Raw genomic sequence first — 24,788 nt, 5'->3', positions numbered from 1 at the left:
AGCGCTGGAAGATTAAGATTCCACGAAAGCGCGGCTGCGAGAAAGTGCCTGCATGAGTTCGATCGCAAGGGGAGCATCCGATGTCCTAGGCGGCTTCGGAGCCTGGCGCATGTGGTGGATGCTGGCGAAGAACGATGTGGTCCGCCGCTATCGTCGCTCACGCTTAGGTCAGCTCTGGCTGACGCTCAGCATGGCGGTGATGATCTTTGGCATGGGCGCCGTCTATTCGTCGTTGTTCGGCTCTTCGCTTGCCGATTACATGCCGCATCTTGGGACCGGGTTGGTGCTTTGGGGGCTGATTTCCTCGGCAATCAACGAAAGCTGCTCTAGTTTCACCGAGAACGAGAGCATTATCCGTCAGATATCGCTGCCGCGATTTACTTATTTGATGCGCACATTGGCGCGCAATCTGCTGGTTTTTGTCCATAATCTTGTCATATTGCCGGTCGTTTATCTGGTTACCGGCTCTCCAGTAGACTGGTGTATCTTGCTCTTCTTTCCGGGCCTGCTTCTAGTCCTCGCCAATCTCGCATGGATCGGCTATTTGCTCGCCATCTTGTCGGCGCGCTTCCGCGACATTCCGCAGATTGTGCAGAGTATCGTGCAGGTTGCCTTCTTCGTCTCGCCTGTCGTCTTCAAGCCGTCGCAGTTGCGAGTGGACCATCCGGTTCTCATCCTCAATCCGTTCGCCAGTATGCTTAACGTGATGAGCGCGCCCTTGCTCGGCCAGATGCCAAGTCTAATCTCTTATCTTTTTCTGCTGGTGCTGCTCGTCTTTGGATGGCTTCTAAGCCTTGCGTTCGCCGGCAAGTTCTCACATCGCGTCGTCTATTGGCTCTGAGTGCTCAATGGCTCAAATCGTTCTGGACAAGGCCAGCGTCGAGCTCGCCATCTACAATTCGCGCGGCCGTGCGCTAAAGAGCGAGATTCTCCGCCGTACGGTTGGCGGCGGCCTACAAGACGATCGCGATCGGAGCGTCCAAGTGGTAAGGGCGCTGAGTGAGGTTAGCTTCGAGGCGTGCGACGGCGATCGGATCGGACTCATCGGCGGCAACGGCGCCGGTAAGACGACCCTGTTGCGGGTCTTGAGCCGCGTATACCCGCCCACTTCCGGCCACGCTAGGATTACGGGACGTATTTCGTCGCTGATCGATCTCTCGATGGGCATGGATAACGACGCGACTGGCTATGACAACATCGAGATGCGCGGGATCATGCTCGGGCTCGACCGCAAACAGGCACAGGCTCTCATCCCGGACATCGAAGATTTCAGCGAGTTGGGAGAATTCCTGTCTCTCCCCATCCGCACCTATTCGAGCGGCATGATGTTGCGCCTTGCCTTCGCGGTTTCGACAGCCGTTCATCCCGATATCCTGATTCTCGACGAGGTCATCGGGGTTGGTGATGCCGCATTTGCCGAAAAGGCCGAGAGGCGGCTTCACTCTATGATCGAAAAGGCGAGCATCATGTTCCTTGCCTCTCACGATAACAACACGATCCGGCGCTTCTGCAACCGCACGCTTTGGATGAAAGGCGGTCGACTCGCGATGGATGGGACGCCGGACGAGGTTCTGAGCGCCTACGCCGCCGATTTGGCGACTTGAACCCTGCAGTGGCCCGCGCGTGGCGGCGGGCCTTGCCGGGGGCGTGATAGGCATTGCAATCTTGGCTCCCTCGTTCCGGGTTGTCCATCGAACGTCGCGACCCTTTGTCCTACAACGCAAAATCATTGCGTCCGGCCATTTCAATTCATGCTGAAAAAATTCGGGTCATTTTTTGGCGCAGATGTCGCCACGTTCGATCGCCTCCGCGCGATCACGCGCCACTATTGGCAGAAGCTGAAGGCGAACACGGTTGGACGTCTTTTTATTTCAGAGGGCGGTCGCCGGCTTCGCCGCCGGCTTGCGGCGATCGGCCCGCAGTCCGCCCGCCCCGACGTCCGCATCGCAATCACGGCCCACATCTTCTACCTCGACCTCGCCAGGGAGATCATCGCCCTTCGCGATATTTTTCCCGAACCGGTGCCGGTATTCTTTACGGTTCCGTATGATCGGGCGGAGGAATTGTCCCGCGTCGTCGCGGACGTACCGGACGTCGTTCTGTTTCCCTGCGAGAACCGCGGGCGCGATATCGCTCCGTTCCTCACGCTCCTGCAATCCGGAGCCTTGGACGGCTTCGATACTGTTCTGAAGCTGCACTCCAAACGCAGCCCGCATCTCATGGATGGAGATCTGCGCCGCAAGCTGCTTTTTGCGATGCTTTGCGGCGAGAGATCCGCCGTCTACCGAGCGCTCACGGCATTCGAGGAGCCTGATACTGGCATCGTCGGCTGGCGTGACAGCTACCGCTCCGACCCAGTCTTCTGGATGGCCAATCGGGCTCGGGTCTCGGAAATTTGCGAGCGGATGGGCGCTGCCGATTTCGTGAAGCTCGGCTTCTTCGAGGGCACAATGTTCTGGTTCAGACCGAAAGCCTTCGATGCGCTGCGTGAACTCAATCTCACTCCGGATGTGTTCGAAGTAGAGGCCGGCCAGCTCGACGGGGCATTGCATCACGCGATTGAACGCTGTTTTAGTATTGCCGCCTGGTCGCGCGGCTACAGGGTTCGTGACCTTCAGGGGCGAATACTGTAAGCCGGTGTCATCGCTTTTTTGAGCTTGCGAAGTCCCCCTTTGGCTCACGGCGCCTGTTCGTTTCGCAACGCTCGCGTCTTGGGGCCAGATAGCAATCGCGGCTCTGACGCCGAACCTTGCTCTGTCATATATGGCGGGGGTGGCAAACGCCGCTACGCCAGTGATGGGCTCAGCTTGCTACTGCAGAGCGTTTCGCATTGAAAAGGTATCTCAAAAGATGCTGGGCGACCCGAAGAGCCGTTCGACCTATGCGCTAGCCTCATCGCCGTCTGCGTGGCGGTCGTACGGAGAAATATCACGTTCCGCCGCTGTCTTGAATGTATCCATCCGGCGTGGGTCGCGAGGATTTACTTTTCCCGGCCGCGGTGGATTTCGATGAGGTTGTGTAGGCTTTCGATTCCGAAGTCGGAGAAGGCCATGGTGCCGCCTTCGTGCTCGGGATTGTAGACCCAGATCAAGCCATCCTCGGGCTCGAGGTCGATGGCGATATCGGCGAGCCCATCCTCGTCTCGCCGAGGTCTCTTACGACGAGGACGAGCGTCCTGACAGAATGGACCTTGTTGATGTTGACCTGAGCCTCCGATCTTCCTCCAGATTTGAGTAGAGTCCGTCACTCACGAAGACGGACGATGCGCCCCTCGCGATTCACGGAAGAGCAGATCATCGGGATGCTGAAGGAGCAGGAGGCTGGAGCTGCAAGGGCGGATGTCTGCTAGCCAAGCACGGCATCTCCTCGGCGACCTTCTACAAGTTCAAGGCGAAGTATGGCGGGATAGACGTGTCGGATGCGCGCGGGCTGAAGACCCTTGAGGACGTTGCGATAAACCCGGAACGGGTTTACGCCGTGAACGCCCGTCTCAAGAAACTGCTGGCAGTTGCTCGACAACGCGATCCTGAAGGATGTCGCCGCAAGAAATGGTGACGCCCGATGCGAAGCGGAAGGCGGTGGCTCATGCCTGCACGCTGCATGCAGTGAGCCAGCGTCGGGCGTGCCTGGCCTTGACGATCGACCGCTCGACGGTGCGCTACATGACACCCGACCGGACGATGCCCTGTTGCGCGAGGCGATGAAGGCCGTGGCGGCGGAGCGCCGGCGGTTCGGCTATCGCAGGATCCACATCATGCTGGACCGCCAGGGCATCGTGATGAACCAGAAGAAGCTGCGGCGGCTCTATCGCGAGGAGAAGTTGCAGGTGCGCCGGCGCGGCGGCCGCAAACGGGCACTGGGCACGCGCAGGCCCATGCTCGTGCCTGATCGGGCCAATGCGCGCTGGAGCCTCGATTTTCTCTCCGACACGATCTCGGACAGTCGCCGCTTCAGGGTGCTCACCATCGTTGACGACTACACGCGCGAGTGCCTGGCACGTCGCCGACACCTCGCTCTCGGGCCTGCGCGTGGCTCGCGAACTGAATGATGTCATTCGCCTGCGCGGTCGGCCCAAGACGATCGTGTCCGACAACGGCACCGAGTTCACCTCGATGGCGATCCTGCGCTGGTGCCAGGAGACCGGCGTCGAGTAGCACTACATCGCCGCCGGCAAGCCGACGCAGAATGCCTTCGTCGAGAGCTTCAACGGACGCTTCCGGGACGAGTGCCTCAACGACACGCTGTTCTCGACGCTCACCGAGGCCCGCAGCGCCATCGCCTCATGGGAGGGGGACTACAACCGGAACCGACCCCATTCGGCCCTCGGCAACATCACGCCCGCCGAGTTCGCCCTCAAATCCTCGCCGGAAAAGCAGGCCGCCTGAGGCCAGAAATGAAACTCGGGACTCTCCCTCAGACCGGAGGAGAAATGGGTCTCAGGTCAGTCAGCTTACGGCCTATCTGCAAAACCGGCAGCAGGCCAAAGGGTCTTCCCCCCCAGCGACCGGGTCTCGAAACCGGCGGCTGCCGCGGTCAAGGGAAAAACCCTTTCGATCGCATGATGGAATGTAGCATCAAGCTGCGCCGCTTCCTCCTCGAAATCAGCGCCCGTCAGCGCGAGCGAGCGAAGAGGTGCAAACGCAGCTGGCCGAAACCAGAACATGGACCCCTCGAAGAAGCCGAGCTTCCCCACTGTTCCCATTCGCGCCGCAAGCTCTTCGACCCGCCGGCGATTATCCATCCAATAGACGGGAGCAGTTCGGAAATATATGCTAGGCCCAACCATTCCGACGTTCGGGTCGAGGAACTGTTTCAGCACGCGTGAAACGACGCCGGACGAGCCCGCCAAGGCGGTAAAGAGTACACGCCGACGGAGGTTGCCCTGCCTCAGATGCGGGCTTTTTTTCGTGTGAATCTTGAGAACCGCGTCGAAGCGATCCAGCTGGCCGGACTGGAGCACCTGAAGGAACGGTGCAATGTCGCGCCCACGATTGGGCGTTTCGACGATCTCAACCAGAGGATTGCCTTTCGCCAGCGCAGCGATCTCCGCCGCCTGATGGCGCGGAGCCGTCACGATGATCGGCGCACCCGCAGGCAGTGAATCAAGAACAGCGAGAATCTCATCCCACACCTCGGGATAGAAGACATGCACCAGAACAGCGGCACGCAGGTTGCACGGCGCGCTCGTATCGGAGAAGCGCTTTGCCCGAAGGCTCTGGAACGGCTTTGACGCATAGACAAGCCCCCCGGCGATCTCGAGGGCCCTCATGGCCGCAAGAACCGGTCGTCGCAGGACGCGTTTCCAAAGAGGACGGTGAGCGTTGCTCATTTCAGATCATTTCGCGCATCGACCGACGTATCAGCTCAGCTTTCGTTGCTCGATGCGGGACGTTTATGCTGTTTGGCATGGAGTAAAGGACCTGACAATGGACGGCGCCTTCTCGGGGCGATGAGCCGAAATTGAGGGCAATGGAACCCGAACGACGCGTTGGCCCATGGTCGTGTCCGCGGCGTCTCGCCCCATCATTTAGGCGCTCGGCGACCATTCCCGAAGCGCAGCGCCTGCCTACGACAGCGCATGTGACCGACGGTCTGGACTTCGCCTGTAACGAAGCTCACCCGCTGGTCATCCCGCAAAAATAATGCGGCTACCCACCCCGTCGAACGCAAAGGGAACGCGGCGCATCGGAGCCAGAGCGCTCTCGATGGCCAGATGGGCATCTTCGGGCGCATAGAAGATTAGGAAACCTCCCGCGCCCGCACCGAGAATCTTGCCTCCCAGCGCTCCCGCGTTGAGGGCAGCGTCATAAGCTGCATCGATCGAGGGGTTGCTCACACCCTGAGCCATGGTCTTCTTCAATTCCCAGTTCTCGTGAAGAATCTCCCCGAAGGCATCGAGCCTCGATGACTGGAGCTCGTCGCGCAGATGATAGGTCAATTCGACCATGCGCTTCATGCTGTTGATCTTGTCGGTGTTGGACGTAATGGCTTTGGCCTGATCGGACAGAATGGCCGAAGCCGAGCGCGTCACGCCCGTGTAGAACATCAGGATGCGGCGCTGCAGATCCAGCTTGAGCTGCGGCGGCATGATGATCGGCGTGACCACCACGCTTTCGTCGGGCTTGAACTCATAAAGATGGAACCCGCCATAGGCGGCAGCGTACTGGTCCTGCTTGCCGATCGGCTCCCCCATCAGATCGATCTCGATTCGGCAGGCTTCCGTCGCGAGCTGGCCCGCCGATGCGAACCGGCCTAGGAATGCATGCAGAACATGCAGAAGGCCGACTGCAAAAGAGCTGGAAGAACCCAGCCCCGTTCCCTTCGAGGGAATATCCGCCACCGTCGTCAGCTCGATGCCGCCAGACATGCTCAGGAACTGCAACGAATGGCGGGCGAGGCGATGTTCGATCTTGGCGATCGCATCAACCTCTTCTGTCACAGAGTAAGAAAGCCTCACTCCTTGGTCGAATTTCTTATTGGCGGTAACAAAAATGTACTTGTCGATCGCCGTGCTCAGCACGGCGCCGCCATGCTCACGGTAGAATTGCGGGAGATCGCTGCCACCTCCCACAAAGCTCATACGCAGCGGTGTGCGGCTAATGATCATGAAAGCTGTCTCTCAAAACTGGGAATCTCAATTTCGCCGTCGGCTTCATCGCGCTGCATGTCCACCCGTGGGATGTGATCGCTGAGGTCGGAGCGGTAGAGATCGATTGCTCCGCTTTCAGGCAGCCCCCGCGCGGCCGCTTCGCGCATGAAGCGGCTGCGCCGGTGATCTTCGGCGGCCGTCATGAAGAGCGAAAAGACCTCTCTGCCTCCTGGATCAACCATGAAACCAAGCGCACCATCGACGATGAGGACACCGTTCGCCGGCAGTTGCGCGCGCCAGCCCAACGGATCGCTCACGCGTCGGATCGGATCATAGCGCGGCGTCACGATGTCGAGCGCTTCTCCCGCTCGCCAGGTTGCTATCGTAGCATCGAAGAGCGCGAGAGCATCCGCATCGGGCGCGCCGCCGTCAGCTAACGGCACGGGCCGAGGTATGGTCCAGCGATCCAATTGCAGATGCAGAGCCGCAATTCCGCGCTCCACGAGCAATTCAGACAATGTGGCTGCCGCCGTCGATTTGCCTACACAAGATCGACCGGCAATGCGCACCATCATCCCGGGACGGATACGCTCCACCCAAGGCGCCAGGGCCTCACGCACAGCTTGTGCACCGCCGAGAATCAGCGCCCTGGCTTCGCCGATATCCTGAACCTCGTAGTCTGGCTGCTCGGTCATTCCGATGCCGCGTGCACCGGAGGTTCGTAGCAGGATGCTGCGCACGCCCGCCCGCCGCGCTGCGCCTACATCTGCCGCACTGTCTCCCACCACCCAGGAAGCGGCCAGATCCACCGACAGGTCCTTGGCCGCTTGAAGCAGGAGGCCGGGTGCGGGCTTGCGACAGTTACAGATCATCTTGAGGTCCGGCACTTCTCCGGCGAAGCCGGAATCCGGATGGTGCGGACAATAATAGATCGCATCGAGAAACCCGCCGCTCTCTCCGAGTTTCGTCTCGAGCTTGGCGTGAATGCGCGAAAGTTCCTCCAGCGTGCATTCGCCGCGCGCAATCACAGGCTGGTTGGTGATCAATACACACCGGTACTCCGCGCGATTGAAGGCGCGCACCGCCTCTGCGGCCCCGTCCGCAAGTGCGAGAGCTTCAGGCCTGGCGATGTGGCCGGCCATGACATTCAAGGTGCCATCGCGATCCAGGAACACCGCCTTCTGCGGATTCGATAGGCGAGCCCGCGCAACCTTGCCCGAACGCAGATCGGCCGTGACACGCTCCAGGCGTTCCGGGGTACCGAGGTCCTTGATGTACTCATAGGTGATATATCCCTTGAGGCGGCGGCCGGCGGCGACCACCTTCGGGAAGAGGTCGCGGCCGAAATCGACGACACCGTCCTCTGCAGGAAAATCGGTGATCAGGCTTTTTTCCACCACGTAGAGCGCGGCATTGACGAGATTGGGCAGCCACTCGCCCGGCGCATGCGGTTTTGGGTGGAAGGCGCGGACTACGCCGTCCGCATCGATTTCAACGAGATCGGAATCAAAGGGATGGTCATTGGGATGCAAGAACAAGGTCGCATCGCAGCCTTGTTCTCGCGCTATCTCATGCGCTGCCCAGAAGCGAGCCAGATCGATGTCGAACAGCGTATCTCCGTAAACGACCAGAAACCGCGCAGCCAGGATGTCGCGTGCTCCGTAGGTCGCGCCCGCCGTGCCACGCGCCTTCGCACCGTCGTCCCGGACATGGATCGTGAAATCGGGGATATCCATCGTTGCGCAAAAGGCCTCGATCGCCTCGCGACGATGGCTCACGAGAATCACGGCCTCCCGAAAGCCAGCAGCGGCGAGCTGACGCAATTGCCGCTCGAGCAACGGGGAGCCGTCAACGTCCACCAACGGCTTTGGCAAGCCGTTGAGGCGCGACGCCAGCCGCGTGCCCGCCCCGCCCGCCAGAATGACGGCCTGCCGGCGGTCAGTGCTATCGGTCATCACGGCGCGCCCACACCTTCCTGCATCGCGATCTGATCGATCGCCATGCGGATCGTTTCAAGCGAGGATTGCGCGCTCGACCAGCCAAGCTTGGCGAGCTTGGAGACATCATAGCGGAAGCGCGGCACATCGCCGACCCAGCCCCGCCCCTCCGCGCCGAAGGACAACCGGGCCTCCGGAGCCACCCGCTGGCACACGAGCTCCGCAATCTCGCGTACCGTGATACCTTCGTCGCGCGGGCCGATGTTGAACAGTTGATATCCCGCCAGGTCGCGCTGCCTGATGAAGAGCATGGCCTCGACCAGATCGGAGACATGCAGATAGGCTTTGCGCTGGGTTCCGTCGCCCAGCACCGGCAGAACGCTGGAATCAGCCTGCAACTTGCGGACGAAGTCGATCAGGACGCCGTGCGTGGCAGGCACACCAACGACATTCGGAAAACGAAAGACGCTCGCCCGCCCGCCCGAAGATTCGCACCAAGCCCTGATCGCCGCCTCAGACGCGAGTTTCATCGCACCGTAATTAGAAATCGGTTCGACGAACGTCTCCTCCGTCAGCGGGGCAGAGCCGTGATCGCCATAGACGGCGGAGGTCGACGAGAAATGCAATCGCTTCCAGCCGTTTCGCCGCATCAACTGGAGCAGCGCGAAAGTGACCATGAAGGTGTCGCGCAGATCCACCGTCGGATCGTTGACGCCGGCTGGGATATCGGAGTTGGCGCACAGATGCCAAATCTCGGCGTCCGGCTCAGCCGAAACCGAACTCAGCGCGGCCTCGAGCTCGCCCTCGTGCGAGACATCCGCCTCGATGAAAGAGATGCGATTGCTATGGCCGAGCGCATCGACATAGCTACGCTTGCCGCGCGACAGGTTGTCGATGAGAACGAGACGCGAGCCCCGCTCCAACAACGCACGAGCCAAGTTGGTTGCCACAAAGCCGGCGCCGCCGGTGATGACATGCAAAGATGACATGAGGGGGCTTCACAGCTCGGAAGATGAGGCGTCGCAGAGGGCCCGCATGACGATGTGACCAAAGATGGCGTGGATGTCTTCCACGATCTGCATGTCATGCACGTTGACCCAGATCGAGCTCTGAGCCCTTTCCTTGAGCCTTCCGCCGGAGAAACCGCTAAGGCCGAGAGTGCGGCCGCCATGGCCGTTGGCGTAATCCACCGCGCGGATGACGTTCTCCGAGTTTCCGCTGCCGGAGACGGCGACGACGAGATCCCCCGGCTGCATGATGTTCTTCAACTGCTCGCTGAAAACATCGGCATAGGATATGTCGTTCGCGTAGGCGGTGATCAATCCCATGTTGTCGGTCAGAGAGCGCCCCCGGAACGGCTTACCGTGTTTCAGGTAGACGGCCTTCGACCAATCGGTGATGTAGTGCAGCGCCGTCATCGCGCTGCCGCCGTTACCGAGCGTGATGATCTGTGCGCCGCGCAACCACGCCGACCTGATCTCCTCGACGCCCGCAGCCACCGCCTGGGTCTCGACATCTCCGATCGCTCCCTGGAGTAGCGTGAAGTACTTTTTGACGAAATCCTGCATTGCAGTTCTCTTTTCCTCACCTTCCAACTGCGGCGCCTACCATGAGGCAAAGCCGTGCTCTGATCGAATGCCGCGATAAGATTGCGTGCGAAAGCAGCCATAACTGCCTGCGCGTGCTCATATCACATGAATTCGGAACCGGGGTGACGTTTTTCCGCCACCTCATGGCGCGCCGAACCGCGGAAGGCTTTTCCACCTATTGTCGACCAACAGGCAAATTTGAACGCCTCTGCGCCTCCGCGCCCAATCGATGCCGTTAGGCAACGCATGCAGCCATTTTGGGGCAGCGTCCCAGCGACCGCGCCAGCAATCAAAGACTGGCCAATGCGCTTGCTCGCAGGGGGCTCGATGAAAGCCTGCCGCGATATTTTTACAGCGGAATGCTGGCCGATGCAGCCCTAATCGAATAATCAACTAGGGACACGATTGAGACGGAATCCATATCTATAAGCCGACCTAACTCGCCTCCCTAGCCGGCCGAAAATATAAATAGGACGATCAAATGAAACGCCTTTGCTTGTTTGCCGGGTACAGTGAGGCGCTCGTTATTGACGATTATGTACTATTTTATATTAAGGAACTTTCAAAGCACTCCGATGTTTATTATTATTCAGCGAGTGACATAAGCGAAGCGGAGCTGCAAAAACTGGATCCTTTTGTTAAGCGCAGATATGCCGCCAGGCACGATAAGTACGATTTTGGCTCCTGGCAGAAGCTGATTTACAACATTGGCTGGTCTAATATCGAGTCATACGAGGCTCTAATCCTTGCAAATGATAGTAATTATGGGCCTGTGTGTGATCTATCAATAATGTTTGAAAAAATGGATAGTTCTGGATTCGATTTTTGGGGAGTTACTGCTAACAATGGGGTTCATGTTCATATTCAAAGTTATTTTATAAATCTTTATAAGAATGCATTTTCTATGCCAGAATTTCGAAATTTCTTCGAAAGCATTCAAGCTCAATCCAGTAAGGTCGAAATCTGCATTGCCTATGAAATCGGCCTGACGAAGCTTCTGTTCAAATCGGGGTTATCGTTTGGAACATATATCGATCGCGCTGCTCTGAATATCCCCTTCGGGGCCGATGCATCCGCCTATCAGAACAGCCTTCTCAGCGCAGGCTCACCCTTCCTGAAGAAGAAAGTTTTCACGGAGCGAGGATTTGCCAGAGAGGATTTGGTTGAGACATATGATATACTCAAACGGAATGCATATCCGTCGGACTTTATTCAGCACAAAATTGCAGTTGAAGATCTAGATAGCCGCGAACAATTGTATTATTCCACAAATAATTTTGATGATATCAGCGACAATTCATTAAAAGTGCGATCAATTACAAATATTCGCACTAATCTAATATCAGTAATAAAGAAATTAATTATGCCAATATACAGACCGTTTAAATACCGGATCGTCGACAAACTTTATATGATCGAAACAAAGCTTAATAGCACGAGTCAATCCACGGATCAGATCATTATATTAATGGATAAAATTCTTGATCGTATTGATTCGTCTACTTCTGTCTTGCAGAATGACCTGCATACGACAAACGATACGTTTCACACCCGACTGCATGAGCAACAAGCTTCGATATCGAAGATTATCGACCGCATTTCTGACCTGAAGAAACGGGCCGCGGATGCGCAGGTCTCGATGACGGAACTCCACGGCCATATCGATTGGGCCCAGAGAGATATTCTCATCGCTCTGAAAGATCGGATCGATTTCAGCAAGTCGCAGGGCTTTTCCTGCAGCACGGATCACCCGGTGGCCTATGATAGCCCCGACCACTTGCACCCGGTGGGAACGCTGGTCGACCATACGCGCCATCCTCGCTTCATCCGCGCCTGCGAAGATTATTTTACCGACAAGCAGACGCTCTCCTTCCTAGACCTGGGATGTTCGGCCGGCGGCATCGTATGGGACGCCATATTGCGAGGTCATATCGGGATCGGCCTGGAAGGGAGCGACATTTCCAGGCTCCAGCAACGGGCGGAGTGGCGACTGCTACGGGAGAGCCTTTTCACCTGCGATATCACCAAACCCTTCAGCCTCAAGAGGGGCAGCGAAGAGCCGCACAAGTTCGACGTGATTTCCGCCTGGGAGGTTCTAGAGCATCTGACGCCTGAGGGGGTAGATGGAATGTTCCAGAATCTCCGCGACCACACCTATCCAGGGAGCATCTTCGCCTGCTCGATATCGCAGGTCGACGGCGGATTCACCGACGACGGAACTCCCCTGCACCAGACGCTGGAGCCGTTGCCATGGTGGCGGGATTCCGCAGCCAAGCACGGCTTCAGCCCATTGGACAACGGGGCCTTTTCAAAACTCGATTATGCCCGCGGCAACGGAAATGCCAGCATTTACTACCGCCCACAGCATTCTTATCGGGAACGGCCCGGCGATTGCCTTCTCGTCGTTTTCCAGCGAACCTGAAATACTTGGACTAGCCGCACCTTCCGTTCGAGCGCGGCCGCAAATCGCCCCGCCTCTCCGACGTGGTGTGGCGCCGGAGGCTGGCGATGGGACGCCCAAGATGGCCCGAGGGCGTTCCAGGCGGCTACTGGGGCGGGAGCCGCGTTGCCGGGTTTTTCGCTGGGCCGATCTCTTCTCGTCCAGACTGCTCCCGCGCTTCCCAAGTGGCCGACGCGCACGGCTTCGCACGAGCGGGTACCCTCGCCGCAGTTCAGGGGCGGCATCACGCGGATCGCGCTTCAGCAAACCCCGGCCATCGAACTGCATTCCCCTCGGACCGATACTGGGTGACGGCAGGATCTGCCTAAGCAACAACGCAGCATCGGAGCGCAAGAGGGTTTCGCGCTCCAGCAACAGCCAGGCCTGCATGTCATCGAGAAGCGGTTTGCTCTTCTCCTGGCGCACGGTCCGCCGCTCGGTGGCGGCCTTGCCGTTGATGGCGCGCTCGATCTCGAACAGCGCGTCGAGGCGCCTGACGGCCTCCAACGCGATCGGCGAGATCGGGTTGCCCTTCACGCCGTCGCCGGCCTTCTTCGCAATATCGGCCAGTTCGAAGAAGCCGCGCGGGCATGGGCGAAGCAGAACGTCGGTGTGATCGGCTGTTCCTTCCGTTGCGGGTCGAACAGCGGCTCGAAGCCGCCGTAGCAGTCGCACGGAAGGATGCCGGTGAATCCGGTGAGATGCTTCTGCGGGTGCTCGCCGAGTCGGTCGCCTGAAGCGTAATACACCGCCGCAGGCGGCGCGGGGCCGGCGAAGGGCCATCATCGCGCACATAGCTCCAGATCCGCCCGGTCGCACATTTTCCCTTCGCCAGGATAGGGACCGTGGTGTCGTCGCCATGAAGGCGCTCGGCCGCGAGCACATGGGCCTCGATCAAGTCGAAGACTGGCTTCAGGGCGATGGTTCCATGGCCGACTTGGTCGGCCAGCGTCGACAGGGGCAGGTCCATCCCCTCGGCCTTGAAGCGCGCGCTCTGACGGTTCATCGGGATGTGCTGCCCGAACTTGTCCAAGACGATCGTCGCCAGCAGTTGCAAGCCGATGAAGCCGCGTGGCGTGGCATGGAACGGCGGCGGCGGCTGGCTGACATTGCCGCAATCGCGGCGACCGAACTTCTCGCGCACCGTCTCGATCAACCTGAAGCGGCGCGGGATGTCCTCCAGCGTTTCGGTCACGTCCTCGCCGCTTTGACAGCCGCGATCCACCGCGACAGGTGCAGACCGTGGAAAGGGAAATGCTACATGGCCCATGTATCGGCAAAAGGCGTGACGAGAGCTGCCCCGACGCCGCGAGCCGGACAGATCGCCCTGAAGAGGTAGGCGCTCTCGCAGCGCTGATCGGCAGGCTGGCGTGACCTCGTCCCGCGTCTCGCCCATTGCCGGACCAGTCCGTTCTTATGGCCGATCCGGGCCTCGTCCTGGAACCAGATCTCGATCGGCTTGCGCTTCGGGATATGAGCGAGATGTGCGTTCAGCGTCGCCGTGAACTTTTTTGTAAATCTCGATCACGCGCTCGTGCTGAGCAGGATGGCGCGGCCTCGCGCTGATGTAGGAGAAGCCGATCTGCCTGAGCAGCTTGCCGATCGTCCGCTCGTGATAGACGACGCCGAAGCGTTCCTCGATCACCCCCTTCAGGTCGATCCGCCGCCAGCGGACGACGCCATCGACGGCTCGGTCGGGGCCCGCCTCGACGATGCGCGCCAAGGCGGAGAGTTGATCGACCGAGAGCCTGGGCGGATGCCCGCTTCGAGCGGATGTCCTTCACCCGTCGGGTCCGCTTTCGTTGAACCGGTGAACCCAGTCGCGCAGCGTCTGGCGGTCCATGCCGCCGATCCGCGCGGCCTGCTCCCGATCCATCCCGTCGAGAACCGCCGCCAGTGACAGAAGCCGGCGGCTCTGGTTGGCGTGCCTCGCCCAGGTCGCAAGACGTCACAGGTCAAAGGCCGAATAGTCCCTCCGAAGCTTCACCGCAGCAGGCATGGCGCGAACCCTCCCCGCGCTCATTGAATCAGCGACACCGATTGTCGAAAAGCCCTCGTGGGTCAGCCTCAGCGGCCGTTGGTATAACCCATCTGTGCCGGCGTGATCGTCACCGCCCCGTCCGCTGGACTCGGCCATAAAAAGCGCCCCGTTCCAGCTTTTTCGTGAACGGAGGCGCCCTGGCCATCATGACAAATCACCTTCAAAAGATCGCCTCGGCGCCCCCGGAAGCAGAACAGGTGGTCACTCAGCGGATCCCGGCGAAGCACTTCCTGAACCTGCCGCGACAAGCCCGGAAAGCCGTGGTGCATGTCTATGTAGCCTGTCGCCAGCCAGACCCGCACCCCCGTCGGAACCGGGATCAGGCAAGCCGCTCCAGCGCTTGCACGATTTGCAACGGAGCTTCGACGTCGACATCGCGATCCACGATCACCCGCCGCTCGTTCGTCGTCACGATCGCAATCCGACCCCGGCCCTCTACCATCAGCGGGGCGCTCTTCGCCGTGACCTCCGGCACGATGAACGCCGGTACAAATCCTGAGCTCGAAGTCGGGCCGAACCGTCCGGCGCGCGCAGCATCACGCCAGTCGTTCAACTGTGCGCGTGTGATCCCGTACTTGCGAGCCGTCGCCGAGCCCGGGCGCCGACCCGAATAACTCTCCTCGACGATCCGGAGCTTCACTTCATCGCTGAAGCGACGCCGACCGCCTCTCTCAAAGATCCCAAGCCGACTGACCGGTGTGTCTGTATAGATGTCCATACAGACGTTTTCTCACCGCAAAATCTCATTGCTCAAGACGGCCGCCCTCGGACGGATGCGCGCTGATCGCGCCGCCGTCATGCTCATCCCCATCGCCACAGCCCGCCCAACGACATCGACCCGAAGGCTTGGCTGGCCGACGTCTGGCGCGCATCGCCGATCTTCCCATATCGCGTCTGCACGAACTGCTGCCTTGGACGTGGAAGCGCCTGCGCAGGCCGGCACGATCGGCGATCAGCAAGCCGCCTGAACTTCAACCAACCTCATCATAGAGCCCGCTACGCTCGCGCGAAGGCTTCGATCACGCGGCCTTCCTCGCATGCTTACGGAGCGGCCACATCGAGCAACGCTGGCCCGGACGCTCGCACGTCCTCGCTCGCCGATCGAGCGAGGACGCGGCCGGCAGCTGAGCCACGCCGGCTCAGCCTACCCTTAGACTAGGCGCATCGGGAACGGTTGCGCCGCCGTCATCCGGCCCTCTTCGTCCACACCGGCAGAACACCCAAAAGTCGATAGACGAAGCGGTATTTTGTCGCTGACTTGCTCACCAGGGGGATCGCCCCAAACGCATAGACTGTCGTGGTTATGCAAGAATAGTGCTCGGTCTTCTTATTCACTAGAGGAAATCTTCCGAATAAAAAATAGCCTCTCAACGCCCCAACTTGCTTCAATTCCCTGGTCGACCGGAAGGCGGCTCTGCCTCTCTCGAAAAGTCCGGCGGGCTTAGCCTCGCAATTCTCCGCGTCACCCGTGCCGTATTTCTTGTGAAGCTCATCGGAACTCATCGTTCCGTTCCAGTTGCTACTTCCTTTGTCTGTTCTCTTATAGAACAGTTCCTCATCCGTCATTTTTGACAGATTCCGATACCACGGCAGATGCCGAGCCATATAAGGCGCGCCGACGCGGAAGGCAGCAAAGAAATCTGTTGTCCGCCATTCTCGCCGCGGTCGATACAAGGCAAATGTCGTGTCAATCGGAGAATCGTAGATCTGGATGTCCTTGTAGGTCCTCTTATCGTTGAAGAAGCGCGATTCCCAAGCGACAACATTGTCTCTGAGTTCGTAGTGATTCGGAAGGTCGTCGATCTTCAAAGAAAAACCGACTTTATTCTTCAGATTATTCCTAAGGAGAATGTCCATAAATACAAAAGAAAAATCGTTCGGGCATTCGGGGACCGGCAGAACATCAGGGTCAGTCAGGAAAAAGTAATTTTTGTCGATCTCTTCTTTAAATGTTTCATTCTCGAAAAGGACCATATGGCCGTAATTTTCTGTCATCCGATGAACTTTGAAGGGAATCGTATCCAAGTAAGCAAGTAAGGGAGGGTACGATGACGCGTTATCGATGATGATAACATTTTTTATTTTATTCTTTATGAAGAATTCAACGATATTTTTGAGATAAGTTAGCTGATTAAAGGATATAACAAAAAATGTTGCGTTATCGATCAAGCCCTGTACGGAATTCCTAAAAAATGAATCCCTGAATGGATCCAATCTATGGAAATACGAAAGCAATTCGGCACGCGAACACAGCGATGGAAACCGTATGGAGTCGCACAGTTCGGTCACGAACTCCTCTCTATCACTTTCAATGATTCTTTGATTCGTGATGAGCTTTCTCAGGAAATCCTTCTTCCCGGCCTCGATGCCACCAACGAGGTATTCGATCATGCGAATTTTGACATCCACATCGAGTCCGGTCATTTCAGCAATGTTTGACACCGATGCGCTCTCGCCATGCCGGCGGTACCGGAGCAGATTCTCCTGAACGTTTCCGATCTCCGTAACCCGAATCGCTCTTGTCCAGAGATCATAATCCTCACTGAACTTCATCGACTCGTTATAGAAAAGTTCGTTATCTATAAAAATCTTGCGACGAAGCATTGCCGTCGGGTGGCCGATATAGCAACCTTCAAGCAAATCAGCGTATTTAACATTCTCCATATGTTCATGTATGGCGTTTCCGTCCATGAACTGCTGGAAAAGAGTCCCGCACAAACCTAGATGCGGATGTCTGTCGAGGTACTCGACTTGCTTTTGCAGGCGTGTGACATCGGCGATATCGTCAGCATCCATACGCGCGACAAACTCGCCCTTAGCCTGTCGCAGCCCAAAGTTGAGCGCAGCTGCCAAACCCTTTCCTGGGCCGTCCAGAATAACAATGCGTGGATCTCCGTATGAAGATAATATTGACCTCGTATCATCGGAGGAGTTGTCATCCACTACCAATAATTCGATATCCGAAAACGTTTGCTCCAGAATGCTATTTATCGCTTCTCTCAGGTATTTCTCGGAATTCCGAGTAGGAATCAAAACGGAAACTCTAGGTTCATTCATACATAACTCGCGATCTTCGTAGATATTGAGGAGAGGCGTGTCTGCTTCTGGCTGCCTTAAGCGTATTATATCTGGCGCCTGCATCGTCGCAAGGGAACGCGAACCGGACGCCTTGCGGGCGGCGTCCGATAATTATCGTTGCGATGCGTGAACCGCCCTCTGCTGTTGCGAGCGAGACTAGATGCGGTGGAGATCCCTAGCCACATTAATCAGGTAGCGTCCGTAATCGCCCTTGGCGAGCTTTTCACCAAGCAAGGTGAGCTGCGCCGCCGAGATCCAGCCCTGTCGCGCGGCGATTTCCTCGGGGCATGCGATGCGCAGGCCCTGCCGGCTTTCGAGCGTGCGCACGAACTCGCCGGCTTCCAACAGGCTGTCGGGCGTGCCGGTATCGAGCCAGGCGAAGCCGCGGCCCATCGATTCCACCGAGAGCTGGCCGCGTTCGAGATAGATCCGGTTGACGTCGGTGATTTCGAGCTCGCCGCGCGCCGAAGGCTTCAGTGAACGCGCGATTTCGACGACCTCGGCGTCGTAGAAATACAGGCCCGTGACGGCCCAGTTCGATTGGGGAAGCTTCGGCTTCTCCTCGATCGAGATGGCCTTGCCGGTCTGGTCGAAGGCGACGACGCCGTAACGCTCGGGGTCGCGGACATGATAGGCGAAGACGGTCGCGCCGGATTTCCGGGCCGTCGCCCGGGCCATCATCTCGGGCAGGGCATGGCCGTAATAGAGATTGTCGCCGAGGATCAGGGCGGATGGTTCGCCGGCGACGAAATCGGCGCCGATCAGGTAGGCCTGTGCCAGCCCGCCCGGATGCGGCTGCTCGGCATAGGTCAGGTTCATGCCCCAGTCGGAGCCGTCGCCGAGCAAGCGCTTAAAATGCGGGAGGTCGTGCGGGGTCGAGATGATCAGTACCTCGCGGACGCCCGCTAACATCAGGGTCGAGAGCGGATAGTAGATCATCGGCTTGTCATAGACAGGCAGGAGCTGCTTCGACATTGCCAGCGTCATCGGGTGAAGCCGAGTGCCGGAGCCGCCGGCCAGGATGATGCCCTTCATCGTCTACCTCTGATCCTTGGCCTGGCCTTTGAGAAGTCGCGCGACGCAAGGCCGGAGGGCGCTTTGCCATTCCGGCAGCCGCACCTCGTGTGCAAGCGCGAGCTTGCTGCAATCGAGCCGGGAATTGGCAGGCCGGCGCGCCGGGGTCGGATAGTCGACTGTCGCGATGCGCTTGACCCGGACCGGCTTGCCGCCTTGCCGCTCGCGCTCGGCGAAGATCGCCTCGGCGACATCGGCCCAGACGGCCTCGCCCGCCGCGCTCATGTGGAAGACGCCGCGCAGCGAACCGTCATTCGCCCGCGCGGTCAGGTTGCGCGCGACGGTGAAGATCGCATCGGCGATATCGAGCGCGCTGGTCGGGCAGCCCGCCTGGTCGGCGACGACGCCGATCTCGTCGCGCGTCTCGGCGAGGTGGAGCATGGTCTTGACGAAGTTCTTGCCGAAGGGGCTGTAGATCCAGGCCGTGCGCAGGATGGCGTGGTTGTCCGTTGCCGCGGCGACCGCCCGCTCGCCGGCAAGCTTGCTGGCGCCATAGGCCGAAATCGGGCCGGTCGGATCGTCCTCGCGATAGGGCCGATCGAGCCCGCCGTCGAAGACATAGTCGGTCGAGAGCTGGATCATGGGAATGCCCAGCGCCGCCGCCGCCCGCGCCGCTTCGCCGGCCGCCTCGCCGTTGACGCGCATGGCAAGCTCCGGCTCGCTCTCAGCCTGATCCACGGCGGTATAAGCGGCGGTGTTGACGATCACGTCGGGCCTCGCCGAACGCAGGGCCGGAGCGACCGTCTTCGGCTGGGCGAGATCAAGCTCCGGCCGGCGCAGCGCGATGACCTCGACGCCGACGGGCACGCGCTCCAGCATGGCGCAGACGACTTGGCCGGTCCAACCGGTGACGGCGATGCGCAAGGTCATCAGTCGAAATAACGCAGCATCTCGGCGAGGCGCGGATGCTTGCGGTCCTTGTCTGAGAGCGTGAGGTCCGGGAGCGGCAGGCGCCAGTCGATGCCGAGCGCCGGGTCGTCGAAGGCGAGCCCGTGGTCGTTCTCGGGCGCGTAGGGAGCGGTGACCTTGTAGAGGACCTCGGTATCCGGCTCGAGCGTGACGAAGCCATGGGCGAAGCCGACGGGGACCAGCAATTGCCGCCAGTTCTCGGCCGAAAGCTCGACCGCGACATGCTTGCCGAAGGTGGGGGACGAGGCGCGGATATCGACGGCGACATCGAGGATGCGCCCGCGCGTGACCCGCACCAGCTTGTCCTGCGCGAAGGGCGGCGACTGGAAATGCAGGCCGCGCAGCGTCCCTACCGGAGCAGACAGCGACTGGTTGTCCTGGACGAAATCGAGATCGAGCCCGGCCTCCGCGAAGGCCTTGCGGCTCCAGGTCTCCGAGAAGAAGCCGCGATGGTCGCCGAACTTCTTCGGCGTGACGATCTTGACGGCGGGGATCGCCGTATCCTCGACGTTCAGCATGTCTTCCCCCGCTCAGGCCGCGCCGAGGCGCTCGCCGCGATAGACGCCGGAGCGGATATCGCCCCACCAGCCGGGATTGGCGAGATACCATTCGACCGTGCGGCGCAGGCCCGTCTCGAAGGTCTCCTTCGGCGTCCAGCCGAGCTCGCGGCCGATCTTACCGGCATCGATCGCATAGCGCGCGTCATGGCCCGGCCGGTCGGTGACGTAAGCGATCAGGCGCTCGCGCGAACCCTTGGGATCGGGCCGCAGCTCGTCGAGGAGGGCGCAGATAGTCTTCACAACCTCGATATTGGTCTTCTCGTTGTGCCCGCCGATATTGTAGCTCTCGCCCAGCCTGCCGGTGGTCGCGACGGTGATCAGCGCATCGGCATGGTCGTCGACATAGAGCCAGTCGCGCACATTGAGCCCGTTGCCGTAGACCGGCAGGGGCTTGCCCTCCAGCGCATTGATGATCATCAGCGGGATCAGCTTCTCCGGGAAATGATACGGCCCGTAATTGTTCGAGCAGTTGGTCATCACCACCGGCAGACCATAGGTGTGGTGCCAGGCGCGCACGAGATGGTCGGAGGCGGCTTTCGAGGCCGAATAGGGCGAGTTCGGCTGATAGGCCGTGTCCTCGCGGAAGAAGCCGTCGCTGCCCAGCGAGCCGAAGACCTCGTCGGTCGAGATATGATGGAAGCGGAAGCGCGCCTTCCGATCCTCCGGCAGTCCCCGGAAATGGCGCAGCGCCTCCTGCAGCAGCGTGAACGAGCCGACGACATTGGTCTCGATGAAGGCGGCCGGCCCGTCGATCGAGCGGTCGACATGGCTCTCGGCCGCGAGATGCATGACGATATCGGGCTGGAAATCGGCGAAGATCGCCTTCATCCGCTCGCCGTCGCCGATATCGGCCTGTTCGAAGCGATAGCGGTTGCTGCCGGAAACCGGTGCGAGCGACGCGAGATTGCCGGCATAGGTCAGCTTGTCGACGACGCAGACCTCATGATCCGTCTCGCCGATCAGCTTGCGCACAACCGCCGAGCCAATGAACCCGGCACCACCGGTCACGAGAAATCTCAAGGGCACGTCGTCGAACTCCGAGATGAAAAGCAATCTGGTTCAAAGTCGAGCCGGCAAGAAGCAGGCTCCTCCTAGTGAGTCAAGCTGCCTGAAATTTGCACCACCGTACCGTAAATCGTAGAAGTGCATCCAGATACGCTTTCAATGCGCGCGGCCATCTTCAATCCGCGGGTTTGCGCTAGGTCGCTCCGGCTGGTGCTGGTCCGAGCTGTCCGGCGAGTCCGTCGCGCAGGCCCGCCCAGATTGGCCGCAATCCTCCCGGAGGGCCTCTGAGTGCCATCAACCCGATCTGTGCGGCAAGGGCGGCACAGGATCGAAATCGCCAGGACAGAGGCACATGGCCTAGCCGAGCAACGGCAACCACGTTGCGCGCATAGTAGTAATTTCGGATCGGTGCATGCCGCAGAATCTGGGGCTTTCCGAGTTCGGCCGCGCTGACGGCCTCACCCCAACGGTGCGGTATGGCAAGGTCCGTCGCCACCAGCGACGACCAGCCTTTGCTCCAGGCGCGGAAGCCCCATTCGACATCGATGCCGGCGATGAAGAAGTCGTCCCGGAAGGGGCCGATATCCCGATAGGCCGCAACACTGACCAGCGAACCGGATGTCGGGCTGAAGTCTACCGCGGCCAGATCATCGGCTCGCCGTCCTTTGCGCCATTCATAGCGGATCGGCTTGTAGAAGCCTTCGTCGGGTGGCGTGAGGCGGGGAGCCAACACGGCGACCCTCTCTCCAGCGTATTCCAGCTCTCGCAGCCGCCCGGCGAGGTCCGTTAGGACCTCCGATGTGGGCTCGGTGTCCTGATCGAGCAGCAGGACATGCGTAAAGCCCTCTTCGGACGCCGCTTCCATGACAGCGTTGAGCCCTCGCCCCAATCCGACATTGTCCGGGCTCGCGATCAGGCGCAGGTCCGCCGAGGCTAGCGCAGCAGCCGCGGTGGCTTCCAAGGGCCCGTTTGCGAATGCGATGAAGCGCGTTCCGCGCAGGCCCTCGACTTGGCGCGTGAGCAATGCCGGATCTGGCCGATACAGCACCACAGCCGCACAGGCATGCGCGCGTTGTGTCTGTTTCACCGGCTCCATCATCGCTTCGAGTTCTCCGCCGCGCTCCTTTAATCCCCACATTCGACCCGATCAACCAAACGGACCGAGAATGCATGAGCAGCGTCGGACCTTGATCTCAAACACGTGATTGCCCCCGCCGAGTAATCGACGGAGCGCAAGAGGTGGTTCGCGTGAAGGGCACGCGATGGGGCAAGGCCGATCGTGCCCCGAGAAGGCATCGGGGACGCGCGTCCCATTTCTCGCACACGGCTTCGCCTTGTCTCAGGCTTTGATGATCTTGCTATGGGTTATGCCGGCTCTGGCGCAAGCGTTGCGCGTGTCGATGACAAGTTGAGCGGCCTCCACGAGAGCCGGATAGTCGACGGCCTCGTGATCGGTGGCGATGAGAACGGCGTCGTAGCGTGCTACGATCTCGGCCGTCAGAGGAACGGAGGCACGCCCCGCGAGGCTTCCGTGCTTGCGGGTCCGAGGCAGCTCCGGAACATAGGGGTCGTGATAATCGGCCGTGGCGCCGCGTTCTTCCAGAAGTTCTATGAGTTTCAGCGCGGGGCTTTCACGGGTGTCCTCGATATTCTTCTTGTAAGCGATGCCCATGACAAGAACGCGCGCTCCGTTCAGCCCGCGGCCTTGCCGGCGGTCGAGCGCCTCGGCGACGCGATCCACGACCCAGTGCGGCATGGCGGTGTTGATCTCGCCGGCGAGTTCGATGAAGCGAGCGGTAACGTCGAACTCGCGCGCCTTCCATGTCAGGTAGAACGGATCGATCGGGATGCAGTGACCGCCGAGGCCTGGGCCCGGATAGAACGGCATGAAGCCGAAGGGCTTGGTCTTGGCGGCGTCGATCACCTCCCAGATGTCGATGCCCATCTTGCCGTAGATCACCTTGAGCTCGTTCACGAGCGCGATGTTGACGGCGCGGAAGATGTTCTCGGTCAGTTTGACGGCCTCGGCTGTCGCTGAGGACGAGACGGGAACGGTCTTGACGACGAGAGCGCCGTAGACGGCGTTCGCCAGCGCGAGTGCGTCAGGCCCGTCGCCGCCGACGACTTTCGGGATGGTCGAGGTGCCGAAATCTGGATTGCCGGGGTCCTCGCGCTCCGGCGAGAAGGCGAGGTAGAAATCCTTGCCGCTCTTCAGGCCGGTCTGCTCGAAGATCGGGCGCATGATCTCGTCGGTCGTGCCGGGCCAGGTCGTCGATTCCAGCACGACGAGATGGCCCTTGCGCAGCCGCGGCGCGATGGTGCGGGCCGTGTTTTCGACATAAGAGAGGTCGGGCTCACGATGCTTGGTCAGCGGCGTCGGCACCGCGATGATGATTGCATCGACGTCGCGCAATTCGTCGAAATTGGTTGTGGCGCGGAAGCGCTCTTCCTTGATCGCGGCGGAGATCGCTTCGGTTGGGATATGCTTGATGAAGCTCTCGCCGCGGTTGATCTGCGCGACGCGCTGGGCATCGATATCGAAGCCCACGACCGGAAAGCCGGCCTTGCACGCGGTCAGCGCCAGTGGAATGCCGACATAGCCCAGACCGATGATGCCCACGCGATATCGTTTGGTCGCGATGAGGGTGAGCTGTGCAGGCAGATCGGAAGCGGTGGCGGGGCGGGGGGGCGCCGAAGCTGACATGAGCGGCTTTCCGCTGGCTGGGCGCATTGGGCGCGGAAGCGAGAACGAAGGAGGCTTTGCCGCTCGGCCAAAACGATGTCAACCTGCGGGGCTTCCATCGCGGTCTGATGGGTCGGCACTCCCGGGCCGAATTCATCGCCCCACCAGTGCCGTCTTCTGTGATGCATGATGACCGCGTTTGCGCATGGCGGTGCTAACGACACTGCTTGCTGCCCGGCGGCGGGATGCGCGATAAGCTGGGCCGGTGGGCCTACTCGGCCTGCTCTGATGGGGTTTCCATGAGTTTCCGCAACATCCACGCCCACGGCCTTGTCCGGATCGCCTGTGCCGCGCCGCGGCTCAAGGTGGCCGATCCGGCTTTCAATGTCGCCGAGACCGTCGCCATGCTCAGGCGCGCGAATGAAGGCGGCGCCTCGCTCTGCCTGTTCCCGGAGCTCGGCATCAGCGCCTATGCCATCGACGACCTGCTGCAGCAGAACGCGCTGCTCGATGCCGTGAAGGATGCGCTGGCCCGGCTTGTCGCGGAGAGCCGGAGCCTGCATTGCGTCGCCGTGGTCGGCGCGCCCTTGCGGGTCGAGGGGCGGCTGTTCAATTGCGCGATCGCGATCCATCGCGGCCGCATTCTCGCTGCCGTGCCCAAGACCTATCTGCCGAATTATCGCGAATTCTACGAGCGCCGGCAGTTCGCTTCGGGCGAGCGGGCGAGCGCCCTTTATATCGAGCTCTGCGGGCAGGAGGTTCCGTTCGGCACGGATATCCTGCTGACCGCGACCGATATCCCCGATCTCACCGTCCATATGGAGATCTGCGAGGATGTCTGGACGCCGATCCCCCCCTCGTCCTATGCCGCGCTCGCCGGCGC

At 60.1% G+C, this 24,788-nt stretch carries 19 protein-coding genes and 4 pseudogenes; 7 read left to right on the top strand and 16 right to left on the bottom strand.

Annotation, left to right across the window (positions count from 1 at the left end; genetic code table 11):
* Positions 1–52: 52 nt before the first annotated feature.
* From JHD80_RS17155 to JHD80_RS17140, 4 genes and pseudogenes are all read left to right on the top strand, one after another.
* The gene (locus JHD80_RS17155; RefSeq protein ID WP_199089695.1) at positions 53–841 is read left to right on the top strand and encodes an ABC transporter permease; all 789 of its coding nucleotides are present in this window, start codon (positions 53–55) and stop codon (positions 839–841) included.
* 7 nt (positions 842–848) lie between these two features.
* Complete coding sequence (locus tag JHD80_RS17150; RefSeq protein WP_199089694.1) at positions 849–1,604, top strand: ABC transporter ATP-binding protein; 756 nt, start codon at positions 849–851, stop codon at positions 1,602–1,604.
* A gap of 147 nt (positions 1,605–1,751) precedes the next feature.
* Complete coding sequence (locus tag JHD80_RS17145; protein WP_199089693.1) at positions 1,752–2,633, top strand: rhamnan synthesis F family protein; 882 nt, start codon at positions 1,752–1,754, stop codon at positions 2,631–2,633.
* Positions 2,634–3,262: 629 nt separating this feature from the next.
* Positions 3,263–4,385 (top strand): annotated as a pseudogene (locus tag JHD80_RS17140) (IS3 family transposase).
* Between the two features lie 65 nt (positions 4,386–4,450).
* Here the strand turns inward: JHD80_RS17140 and JHD80_RS17135 are convergent.
* From JHD80_RS17135 to JHD80_RS17115, 5 genes are all read right to left on the bottom strand, one after another.
* A complete protein-coding gene (locus tag JHD80_RS17135) occupies positions 4,451–5,269 on the bottom strand; it encodes a rhamnan synthesis F family protein (RefSeq protein ID WP_199089692.1) in 819 nt (272 codons plus the stop codon).
* A gap of 357 nt (positions 5,270–5,626) precedes the next feature.
* Positions 5,627–6,607 carry a GHMP family kinase ATP-binding protein gene (locus JHD80_RS17130; RefSeq protein ID WP_199089691.1) on the bottom strand — a complete coding sequence of 327 codons (981 nt, stop codon included), beginning with the start codon at positions 6,605–6,607 and terminating at the stop codon, positions 5,627–5,629.
* Positions 6,604–8,544, bottom strand: coding sequence for an HAD-IIIA family hydrolase (locus tag JHD80_RS17125; protein WP_199089689.1), 1,941 nt, complete (start codon positions 8,542–8,544; stop codon positions 6,604–6,606). Before JHD80_RS17125 ends, JHD80_RS17130 begins: the two co-directional genes overlap by 4 nt.
* Positions 8,544–9,515: an NAD-dependent epimerase/dehydratase family protein gene (locus JHD80_RS17120; protein WP_199089688.1), complete on the bottom strand. Its 972-nt coding sequence runs from the start codon at positions 9,513–9,515 to the stop codon at positions 8,544–8,546. The genes JHD80_RS17125 and JHD80_RS17120 overlap by 1 nt, the downstream gene beginning before the upstream one ends.
* Positions 9,516–9,524: 9 nt before the next feature.
* Positions 9,525–10,094 (bottom strand): D-sedoheptulose-7-phosphate isomerase, encoded by a 570-nt coding sequence (locus tag JHD80_RS17115; RefSeq protein WP_199089686.1) that lies wholly within the window; start codon positions 10,092–10,094, stop codon positions 9,525–9,527.
* A gap of 502 nt (positions 10,095–10,596) precedes the next feature.
* Between JHD80_RS17115 and JHD80_RS17110 the strand changes: the two genes are divergently transcribed.
* Complete coding sequence (locus JHD80_RS17110) at positions 10,597–12,537, top strand: rhamnan synthesis F family protein (RefSeq protein WP_199089684.1); 1,941 nt, start codon at positions 10,597–10,599, stop codon at positions 12,535–12,537.
* A 351-nt stretch (positions 12,538–12,888) separates the two neighbouring features.
* Here JHD80_RS17110 and tnpC read toward each other — a convergent pair.
* From tnpC to tnpA, 4 genes and pseudogenes are all read right to left on the bottom strand, one after another.
* Positions 12,889–13,799 (bottom strand): annotated as a pseudogene (gene tnpC / locus JHD80_RS17105) (IS66 family transposase); the annotation flags it as partial.
* 16 nt (positions 13,800–13,815) lie between these two features.
* Positions 13,816–14,554 (bottom strand): annotated as a pseudogene (locus JHD80_RS28790) (IS630 family transposase); the annotation flags it as partial.
* A 68-nt stretch (positions 14,555–14,622) separates the two neighbouring features.
* Positions 14,623–14,898, bottom strand: a complete 276-nt coding sequence (gene tnpB, locus JHD80_RS29400; protein WP_465246530.1) for an IS66 family insertion sequence element accessory protein TnpB — start codon at positions 14,896–14,898, stop codon at positions 14,623–14,625.
* Between the two features lie 17 nt (positions 14,899–14,915).
* Complete coding sequence (gene tnpA, locus JHD80_RS17085; RefSeq protein ID WP_199089676.1) at positions 14,916–15,314, bottom strand: IS66-like element accessory protein TnpA; 399 nt, start codon at positions 15,312–15,314, stop codon at positions 14,916–14,918.
* A gap of 61 nt (positions 15,315–15,375) precedes the next feature.
* On the opposite strand from tnpA, the pseudogene JHD80_RS17080 reads away from it, so the two are divergent.
* Positions 15,376–15,586, top strand: a pseudogene (locus JHD80_RS17080) (transposase domain-containing protein); the annotation flags it as partial.
* Between the two features lie 195 nt (positions 15,587–15,781).
* On the opposite strand, the gene JHD80_RS17075 reads toward JHD80_RS17080, so the two are convergent.
* The 7 genes from JHD80_RS17075 to JHD80_RS17045 form a co-directional block, all read right to left on the bottom strand.
* Positions 15,782–17,653 carry a glycosyltransferase family 2 protein gene (locus JHD80_RS17075; RefSeq protein ID WP_199089674.1) on the bottom strand — a complete coding sequence of 624 codons (1,872 nt, stop codon included), beginning with the start codon at positions 17,651–17,653 and terminating at the stop codon, positions 15,782–15,784.
* A gap of 177 nt (positions 17,654–17,830) precedes the next feature.
* The gene (gene rfbA / locus JHD80_RS17070) at positions 17,831–18,709 is read right to left on the bottom strand and encodes a glucose-1-phosphate thymidylyltransferase RfbA (RefSeq protein ID WP_199089672.1); all 879 of its coding nucleotides are present in this window, start codon (positions 18,707–18,709) and stop codon (positions 17,831–17,833) included.
* A gap of 3 nt (positions 18,710–18,712) precedes the next feature.
* Positions 18,713–19,618 (bottom strand): dTDP-4-dehydrorhamnose reductase, encoded by a 906-nt coding sequence (rfbD, locus tag JHD80_RS17065; RefSeq protein WP_248311613.1) that lies wholly within the window; start codon positions 19,616–19,618, stop codon positions 18,713–18,715.
* Positions 19,618–20,175, bottom strand: a complete 558-nt coding sequence (rfbC, locus tag JHD80_RS17060; protein WP_199089663.1) for a dTDP-4-dehydrorhamnose 3,5-epimerase — start codon at positions 20,173–20,175, stop codon at positions 19,618–19,620. The genes rfbD and rfbC overlap by 1 nt, the downstream gene beginning before the upstream one ends.
* A gap of 12 nt (positions 20,176–20,187) precedes the next feature.
* The gene (rfbB, locus tag JHD80_RS17055) at positions 20,188–21,243 is read right to left on the bottom strand and encodes a dTDP-glucose 4,6-dehydratase (protein ID WP_199089662.1); all 1,056 of its coding nucleotides are present in this window, start codon (positions 21,241–21,243) and stop codon (positions 20,188–20,190) included.
* A 172-nt stretch (positions 21,244–21,415) separates the two neighbouring features.
* Positions 21,416–22,321 carry a glycosyltransferase gene (locus JHD80_RS17050; protein WP_199089661.1) on the bottom strand — a complete coding sequence of 302 codons (906 nt, stop codon included), beginning with the start codon at positions 22,319–22,321 and terminating at the stop codon, positions 21,416–21,418.
* A 240-nt stretch (positions 22,322–22,561) separates the two neighbouring features.
* Positions 22,562–23,926, bottom strand: coding sequence for a nucleotide sugar dehydrogenase (locus tag JHD80_RS17045; RefSeq protein WP_199089660.1), 1,365 nt, complete (start codon positions 23,924–23,926; stop codon positions 22,562–22,564).
* A 278-nt stretch (positions 23,927–24,204) separates the two neighbouring features.
* Here JHD80_RS17045 and JHD80_RS17040 point away from each other — a divergent pair.
* The coding region (locus JHD80_RS17040; RefSeq protein WP_282568405.1) for a nitrilase-related carbon-nitrogen hydrolase at positions 24,205–24,788 on the top strand (584 nt) is incomplete at its 3' end.

The organism is Allobosea sp. ASV33 (assembly GCF_016428755.1).
Classification (GTDB): domain Bacteria; phylum Pseudomonadota; class Alphaproteobacteria; order Rhizobiales; family Beijerinckiaceae; genus Allobosea.
Note: the sequence above shows the minus strand (reverse complement) of the source record. Positions and strands in the feature narration are given on the sequence as shown.

Excerpts from the sequence above, each read along its gene's own strand:
- tnpA (WP_199089676.1), bottom strand. The coding sequence starts at position 15,314 with ATGGACATCTATACAGACACACCGGTCAGTCGGCTTGGGATCTTTGAG.
- JHD80_RS17150 (WP_199089694.1), top strand. The coding sequence starts at position 849 with ATGGCTCAAATCGTTCTGGACAAGGCCAGCGTCGAGCTCGCCATCTAC.
- JHD80_RS17135 (WP_199089692.1), bottom strand. The coding sequence starts at position 5,269 with ATGAGGGCCCTCGAGATCGCCGGGGGGCTTGTCTATGCGTCAAAGCCG.
- rfbA (WP_199089672.1), bottom strand. The coding sequence starts at position 18,709 with ATGAAGGGCATCATCCTGGCCGGCGGCTCCGGCACTCGGCTTCACCCG.
- JHD80_RS17050 (WP_199089661.1), bottom strand. The coding sequence starts at position 22,321 with ATGATGGAGCCGGTGAAACAGACACAACGCGCGCATGCCTGTGCGGCT.
- JHD80_RS17120 (WP_199089688.1), bottom strand. The coding sequence starts at position 9,515 with ATGTCATCTTTGCATGTCATCACCGGCGGCGCCGGCTTTGTGGCAACC.
- JHD80_RS17125 (WP_199089689.1), bottom strand. The coding sequence starts at position 8,544 with ATGACCGATAGCACTGACCGCCGGCAGGCCGTCATTCTGGCGGGCGGG.
- JHD80_RS17075 (WP_199089674.1), bottom strand. The coding sequence starts at position 17,653 with ATGAATGAACCTAGAGTTTCCGTTTTGATTCCTACTCGGAATTCCGAG.
- JHD80_RS17145 (WP_199089693.1), top strand. The coding sequence starts at position 1,752 with ATGCTGAAAAAATTCGGGTCATTTTTTGGCGCAGATGTCGCCACGTTC.
- rfbC (WP_199089663.1), bottom strand. The coding sequence starts at position 20,175 with ATGCTGAACGTCGAGGATACGGCGATCCCCGCCGTCAAGATCGTCACG.
- rfbD (WP_248311613.1), bottom strand. The coding sequence starts at position 19,618 with ATGACCTTGCGCATCGCCGTCACCGGTTGGACCGGCCAAGTCGTCTGC.
- JHD80_RS17110 (WP_199089684.1), top strand. The coding sequence starts at position 10,597 with ATGAAACGCCTTTGCTTGTTTGCCGGGTACAGTGAGGCGCTCGTTATT.
- JHD80_RS17045 (WP_199089660.1), bottom strand. The coding sequence starts at position 23,926 with ATGTCAGCTTCGGCGCCCCCCCGCCCCGCCACCGCTTCCGATCTGCCT.
- JHD80_RS17155 (WP_199089695.1), top strand. The coding sequence starts at position 53 with ATGAGTTCGATCGCAAGGGGAGCATCCGATGTCCTAGGCGGCTTCGGA.
- JHD80_RS17130 (WP_199089691.1), bottom strand. The coding sequence starts at position 6,607 with ATGATCATTAGCCGCACACCGCTGCGTATGAGCTTTGTGGGAGGTGGC.
- JHD80_RS17115 (WP_199089686.1), bottom strand. The coding sequence starts at position 10,094 with ATGCAGGATTTCGTCAAAAAGTACTTCACGCTACTCCAGGGAGCGATC.